The organism is Pseudomonas sp. P5_A12, assembly GCF_056400685.1.
The window spans coordinates 1-7,140 of record NZ_JBFUKU010000265.1 but is presented as its reverse complement, the minus strand read 5'-3'; the positions used below and the strand labels follow the sequence as shown (position 1 = coordinate 7,140).

Genomic DNA, 7,140 nt, shown 5'->3' with positions numbered 1-7,140 from the left:
GCCAATAGCCTGGTCCAGTTGCTGGGAAACCAATTGGTGTTGCTGACATCACGGCTAATGGCGCTGCGCCATCAGCGTGAACTGCTGACCGAGCGCTGGAAAGGTGATCTGCCTTTGGAAATACAGCGTTTGCGCGCTGAAGAACTGGCATTTCTCGATGAACTGGCTCAAAAGGGCCGCTCGCTATCGGCCGATGCCCGCCAGCATTTTTCGGCATTGCAGCAGCGTTTCGATGATCAGGCTTACAAGGCTGAACAACTGACTGAAACCATGCCGGCCACGCTGCGTTCGCTGGCCTGGGCCCTGCGCTGGGAGCAAGCGCGTTTGTTACAGCAGCTGGAACAGATTCTGGAGTTGAGCGACGCCATTCAGGAGGGACGCCAGGCCAGCAGCGTGTTTCGGGGACAGGAGAATCCGCTGCATCTGGATTTCACCCTGGCCACGATGAACGCCATTCGGGCCTTTACTGCGTTTGTGGTCGCCGGACTGATCTGGATCGAGACCGGCTGGGATGGTGCGCGCGGCGGGATGGTTCTGGTCGGAATTCTTTGTTCGCTGATGGCAACGTTCCCCAGACCGCTACTGGCTGCGCAAAGCTATGCAAGGGGCCTGGGCCTGGCGTTGGTGGTGTCGGCGCTTTATCAATTCATGCTGGTGCCGATGATCAGTAATTTCGAGTTGATGGCATTGCTGTTGGCGCCGTTGCTGTACGCGGTCGCGGTAGGGCTCGCCACGCCGGCCACCACCGGCACAGGCATCGGTCTTGGGTTGTCGACCTTTCTGTTGCTGGGGCCGCAAAACGTTGGTATCGGCCAGAACAGCGCGATTCAGTGGTTCGAGTTCGCTGGCGCGTATATCAGTGCAACGGTCCTGGCATTGAGTGTCTTCGCCTTGATCTTCCCGTTCAGGCCCGCTTTGCGGATTCGCCGACTATTCAAGGAAAACGCTGAGCAGGTCTACGCTTTGATGAAGATGCCGGCCACCGATGAACAGCAATTTTCCTTTGAAAGCCGCATGGTCGATCGACTGACCATGATGTTGGGACTGTTGCCGGCGACCAGCGACAAGTCTTCCGGCGAGTTGTTTCAGGTCAGCCTCGGGTGCATGGCCCTGGGCGTTGCGTTGAATCAGCTCAGGCAGCAGGGGCAGGGCAACACGCTCTTGAGTTCAGAGCAACAGCGCCGGTTGTTGGCGGCTGTCCGGGACTGCGGAAGATGGGTTGCCGGACGGCCCGGGGTAGACGTCAACCGCCTGCTGGAGGATTTGCACACCCTTGGCGATGAGTTGGACGATCTGCATCTTGAGGTTCACGAGCATCTTTGGTCGGTGTTCCGGATGCGCGTGGCGTTGCTGATCGTGGAGTCGTTCATACAGCGGTACCGCGAGTACTTCCAACCTGTAAACGTCACGGGAGTGCCGGCCCTTGCCCATTGATTTTGAACTGGGTGGCGTGTACTTGCCGCCAATCGCTCAGGCGTTGCTATTGGCGCTGCCAATTTTTCTTGCGCTGGACTGGGGCTTGCGTCGTCTCGGCGTGTTGCGTTTCGTCTGGCATGAAGCTTTATTCGAGGGAGCGTTGTATGCCTGCGTGTGCGCAACGCTGATTCTGGTAATGGGAGCCTGATGCCTTGAAGAACATCCTTCCCCGACTCGCAACACTGGGCGTTGTAGTGCTGGCCTTCATACTTGGCTGGTTTGCCTGGGAGCATTACACCCGCGCGCCCTGGACCCGGGATGCACGGGTGCGCGCTGATGTGGTGACGTTGTCTGCCGATGTCTCGGGGCGCATCGTCAGGCTGGCCGTACGAGACAACCAGCATGTTGAGAAAGGCCAGTTACTGCTGGAAATCGACCCGGCTCGTTACACCCTGGCAGTGGAACACTCCAAACGCTCAGTGGAAGTGGCGAAAGCATCGCTGGGGCAGTCACAGGCGACAATTGCCGCTAGCGAGTCATTGCTCAGGCAAAGACAGAGTGAGGAGCACCGGCGGCGCACGCTGAAGGAACGCTCGGCAATCTCTGGTGAAGAGTGGGAAAAAGCCAATACGGAGGTGACCGTGGCTGAGGCCGATCTGCTGCGTAACCAGGCCAATCTGATTTTGGCCCAAGCCAATGTGGAATTGGCCATCGCGGCATTGACCCAGTCCGAACTGAACTTGCAACGCACTCGGGTCGAGTCGCCCGTCACCGGTTATGTCACCAACCTGCTGACCCGTCAGGGCGACTACGCCACTGTCGGAGGCCCACTGCTGGCACTGGTGGACAGCCAATCGTTTTATGTCAGCGGGTACTTTGAAGAGACCAAGTTGCCACGAATCGCAGAGGGCGACCGGGTGAACATCGAATTGATGAGCGGCGAAGCCTTCGGTGGCACCGTGCAAAGCATCGCCRTTGCTATCGCCGACCGCGAAAACCTGCCGGGTGGACGCTTGCTGGCCAGCATCAACCCCAGCTACACCTGGGTCAAACTGGCGCAACGGGTGCCGGTGCGGATTCAGATTGACGCCGACTATGCCAGCAAAAACATCCTGCGCGCCGGGACAACGGCCACCGTAACCGTGCTGGAACACCACAATACTGAAGAACACCACTGACCCCCTGTGGGAGTGCAGTGGGGTTGGAGAATCATCAGACCAAAAAAAGCCCCGCGACCGAATGAGGCGCAGGGCTAAAAAAACTGGTTGGTTGCGGCCAACCAAAGGAGCTCTATAAAAAGCTTACTTGCTGGCGACGGTCTCGGGTTGCCAGCCACCGCCCAAGGCTTTGTAAATCGCGACAATGCCGCTATACAGATCGGTTTCGGCCTGGGCCTGGGTATCTTCGGCCGCCAGTCGCTCGCGTTGTGCGTCCAGCAGGACGAGGAAGTCCGCCGTGCCTTCGCGGTAGCGAACTTCGGCCAGGTTGGCGGCGGCGCGGCTCGATTCACTCTGACGAATCAGTGAGATCAACCGTTGCTGACGTTTGCCGTAGTCGCTGAACGCGTTTTCCGACTCTTCCAGCGCCAACAGCACTTGCTGCTCGTAAGTCGCCAGTGCGCCTTCGGCATCCGCATCGGCAGCGCGTATACGGGCCTTGACACTGCCCAGGTCAAACGCCGCCCAAGTGATGGCTGGGCTCAACGCCCAAGCGTTGGCCGCCGAGGAACCGATTTGCGAGCCGCGACCCGCGGTGAAACCCAGGAAGCCGCTGAGGCTGACCCGAGGGAACAAATCAGCCGTGGCTACGCCGATACGGGCGGTGGCAGACGCCAGTTTGCGTTCGGCGCTGAGGATGTCCGGCCGACGTTGCAGCAGTTCACCTGGATCGCCAATCGGCAGCGCTTTAGCGATTGCCGGCAAGTTCTTGGGACTCAGATCGACGGTCAATTTCTCCGGACGCTCACCCAACAGGGTCGCGATGCGGTTTTTCTGCCGGACTTGTTCGGCCTGTAATTGCGGCACGCTGGCTTCGACAGACGCCAGACGTGCATCGGCACGCTCCACATCCAGCTGATCGCCGACGCCGGCATCACGCAGACTGATAGTGATCTTGCGCGATTCCTGTTGGTTCTGCAGGTTCGCCAGCGCGATTTTCTCCCGTAGTTGCGCACCACGGAGTTGACCGTAGGAATCCACCAGTTCGGCAATCATGCTGACTTGCAGTTGGTACAAGTCAGCCTCGAGAGCCTGCTGTTCAGCGTTGGCTGATTCCAGGTTGCGCTGGATACGGCCAAACAGGTCGATCTCCCACGCCATGTCCAGGCCAAGGTCGTAGCGTTCGCTATTAACCTTGTCGGTGGTCTGCCCCGGGACCTGCCCATCGCCCAGATCACCGCTGACCCGGCTGGTGATGGTCGGCATGGCGTCATTGCTGACGTCATCACGAATCGCCCGAGCGGCTTTCCAGCGCGCAAATGCCACGCGCAAATCACGGTTGCCTTGCAGCGATCGAGTCACCAACTGGTTAAGTGTCGGGTCCTCGAATTGCTGCCACCAGATGCCCTCGAAATGCGAGCGGTCGAAGTTCTTCTGACCGGCAGCGCCATCGGTCGCGGCGGTGATGTGGGCCGGTTCGGTCGCTGGGGTCTTGTAGTCCGGGCCGACGGTACAGGCACTCAGGGCCAGTACCAGCAGGCTCGGCAGGAACGCTTTCAAACTCATTGCTGCGCCTCCAGTTTCAGGGCCTTGGCCGCTTTGCGCGCTTCGCCGCGCTCTACAAAGTTGCGAATCAATACGTAGAACACTGGTGTCAGCAACAGACCGAAGAAGGTCACCCCGAGCATCCCGGAGAACACCGCCACACCCATGGCGTGACGCATCTCGGCACCGGCACCGCTGGAGAACACCAGTGGCACAACACCCATGATGAACGCGAAGGAGGTCATCAGGATCGGGCGCAGACGCAGGCGGCAAGCTTCGAGCACTGCAGCCAGCGGGCTCATGCCTTCATCCTGCTGTTTATCCTTGGCGAACTCGACGATCAGAATCGCGTTCTTACAGGCCAGTCCCACCAGTACGATCAAACCGATCTGGGTGAAGATGTTGTTGTCACCTCCTGAAGCAATCACCCCGGTAATGGCCGACAGCAAGGTCATCGGTACGATCAGGATCACCGCCAGTGGCAGGCTCCAGCTTTCGTACTGGGCCGCGAGTACCAGGAACGCCAGCAATACGCAGAGCGGGAACACGAACAGCGCAGTGTTGCCGGACAGAATCTGCTGGTAGGTCAGGTCCGTCCATTCGTAGGTCATGCCGTTCGGAAGTTCAGCCTTGAGCAGTTTCTCGATGGCTTTTTCGGCCTGGCCAGAGCTGTAGCCCGGCGCTGCCGCACCGTTGATTTCAGCGGTGATAAAGCCGTTGTAGTGCATCACGCGGTCCGGCCCCGAGGTGTCGCTGACCTTGATGAAGGTCGCCAGCGGGATCATTTCGCCTTTGTTGTTACGTACTTTCAGCTGACCGATCTGGTCCGGTTCAAGACGGAACTGTTGTTCGGCCTGAACGTTGACCTGGTAGGTACGACCGAAGCGGTTGAAGTCGTTTGCATACAGCGAACCCAGGTAGATTTGCAGGGTGTCGAAGATGTCACTGACGGCCACTCCGTGGGTCTTGGCTTTTTCCCGGTCGATGGCGGCATCGACCTGTGGCACGTTCACGGTGTAGCTGGTGAACAGGCCGGCCAGTTCCGGCACGTTGTGGCTTTTGTTGATGATGTTCATGGTTTCTTTGTACAACTCGTCGTAGCCCAGGTTGCCCCGGTCTTCGATTTGCAGACGGAAACCCCCAATGGTGCCCAGGCCTTGTACCGGCGGCGGCGGGAATATCGCCATGTAGGCTTCTTGAATACCGGCGAACTGACCGTTCAAGGCTCCGGCAATCGCACCGGCGGACATGCTCGGGTCTTTGCGCTCGTCGAACGGTTTCAACGTCACGAACACGATGCCGGCGTTAGGACTGTTGGTGAAGCCGTTGATCGACAGCCCAGGGAAGGCCACTGCGCTTTCCACGCCTGGCTGTTTCAGCGCCAGGTCGGACATGCGTTTGATCACGTCTTCGGTACGGTCCAGGCTCGCCGCATCCGGCAATTGAGCGAAGGCCACCAGGTATTGCTTGTCCTGGCCGGGGACGAAACCGGTCGGGGTATTAGAGAAACCGAAGAAGGTCAGCACCATCAAGCCTGCGTACAGCAGCAAGGCGATCCCGCTGCTGCGGATAACCCGGCCCACGGTGCCGACATAACCATGGCTGGCTTTGTCAAAGAAGCGGTTGAACGGGCGGAACAACCAGCCACCGAAAATCTTGTCGAGGACTTTGGAGAAACGGTCTTTCGGCGCGTCATGGCTCTTAAGCAATACGGCAGCCAGTGCCGGCGACAGGGTCAGCGAGTTGAACGCCGAGATCACGGTGGAGATTGCAATGGTCAACGCGAACTGCTTGTAGAACTGGCCAGTGAGACCCGAAATGAACGCCGCCGGGATAAACACCGCGCACAGCACCAGGGCCGTGGCAATGATCGGGCCGGTCACTTCACGCATGGCGCGCTTGGTCGCTTCGACTGGTGTCAGTCCCAGTCCAATGTTTCGTTCGACGTTCTCCACCACCACGATCGCGTCATCCACCACGATGCCGATGGCGAGTACCAGACCAAACAGTGACAAGGCGTTCAGTGAGAAACCGAACAGATGCATCACGGCAAACGTACCGATCAGCGAAACCGGGACCGCCACCAACGGAATGATCGAGGCACGCCAGGTTTGCAGGAACAGGATCACCACCAACACCACGAGGATCAGTGCTTCGAACAGGGTGTGAACCACCGCTTCGATGGAGCCGCGCACGAAGATCGTCGGGTCATAGACGATGCTGAAGTCCATGCCTTCAGGGAAGTTCTTCTTCAACTCGGCCATCTTGCCGCGCACTTCATTGGAGATTTCGATGGCGTTCGAACCCGGACGCTGGAAGATCGGAATCGCCACCGCCGGTTGATTGTTGAGTAAGGAGCGCAAGGCGTATTGGCTGGAACCCAGTTCGACGCGGGCAATGTCTTTCAGGCGAGTGATTTCACCGTTAGCGCCGGAGCGAATGATGATGTTCTCGAACTCTTCTTCAGAAACCAGACGACCCTGGGTGTTGACCGACAGCTGGAAAGCGGTGGCATTCGGCGCAGGTGGAGCGCCCAGTGCCCCGGCGGCCACCTGACGGTTCTGTTCACGAATCGCGCTCACCACATCGGTGGCGGTCAGGTTGCGTGAAGCGGTCTTGTTCGGATCGAGCCACACCCGCAGCGAGTAATCGCCCATGCCGAACAGTTGCACGTCTCCGACACCGCCCAGACGTGCCAGCTCATCCTTGATGTTGAGCAGGGCGTAGTTGGACAGGTACAGCATGTCGTAGCGTTTGTCCGGCGAGGTCAAGTGCACAACCATGGTCAGGTCGGGCGAAGCCTTGTCGACGGTGATCCCGATGCGCGTCACTTCTTCTGGAAGCTTGGGTTCGGTGCGGGTCACGCGGTTCTGCACCTGCACCTGGGCGTTGTCCAGGTCGGTGCCCAGCGCGAAGGTGATGGTCAGGGTGATCTTGCCGTCGGCGGTGGACTGCGAGGACATGTACAGCATGTTCTCGACGCCGGTGATGGCTTGCTCCAAAGGAGCGGCCACGGTTTCAC

At 59.1% G+C, this 7,140-nt stretch carries 5 protein-coding genes; 3 read left to right on the top strand and 2 right to left on the bottom strand.

What is annotated here, in order from left to right; all coding sequences use genetic code 11:
* From AC1DSG_RS24765 to AC1DSG_RS24755, 3 genes are all read left to right on the top strand, one after another.
* On the top strand, window positions 1-1,434 hold a 1,434-nt coding region (locus tag AC1DSG_RS24765; protein WP_477793250.1), incomplete at its 5' end, for an FUSC family protein.
* The gene (locus AC1DSG_RS24760) at window positions 1,424-1,624 is read left to right on the top strand and encodes a DUF1656 domain-containing protein (protein ID WP_007949274.1); all 201 of its coding nucleotides are present in this window, start codon (window positions 1,424-1,426) and stop codon (window positions 1,622-1,624) included. The genes AC1DSG_RS24765 and AC1DSG_RS24760, both read left to right, overlap by 11 nt.
* A gap of 4 nt (window positions 1,625-1,628) precedes the next feature.
* Complete coding sequence (locus AC1DSG_RS24755) at window positions 1,629-2,594, top strand: HlyD family secretion protein (protein ID WP_477793249.1); 966 nt, start codon at window positions 1,629-1,631, stop codon at window positions 2,592-2,594.
* 123 nt (window positions 2,595-2,717) lie between these two features.
* Here the strand turns inward: AC1DSG_RS24755 and AC1DSG_RS24750 are convergent, their stop codons facing one another.
* A complete protein-coding gene (locus AC1DSG_RS24750) occupies window positions 2,718-4,139 on the bottom strand; it encodes an efflux transporter outer membrane subunit (protein WP_477793248.1) in 1,422 nt (473 codons plus the stop codon).
* A partial coding sequence (locus AC1DSG_RS24745; RefSeq protein ID WP_477793247.1) for an efflux RND transporter permease subunit occupies window positions 4,136-7,140 on the bottom strand: 3,005 nt, incomplete at its 5' end. The genes AC1DSG_RS24750 and AC1DSG_RS24745, both read right to left, overlap by 4 nt.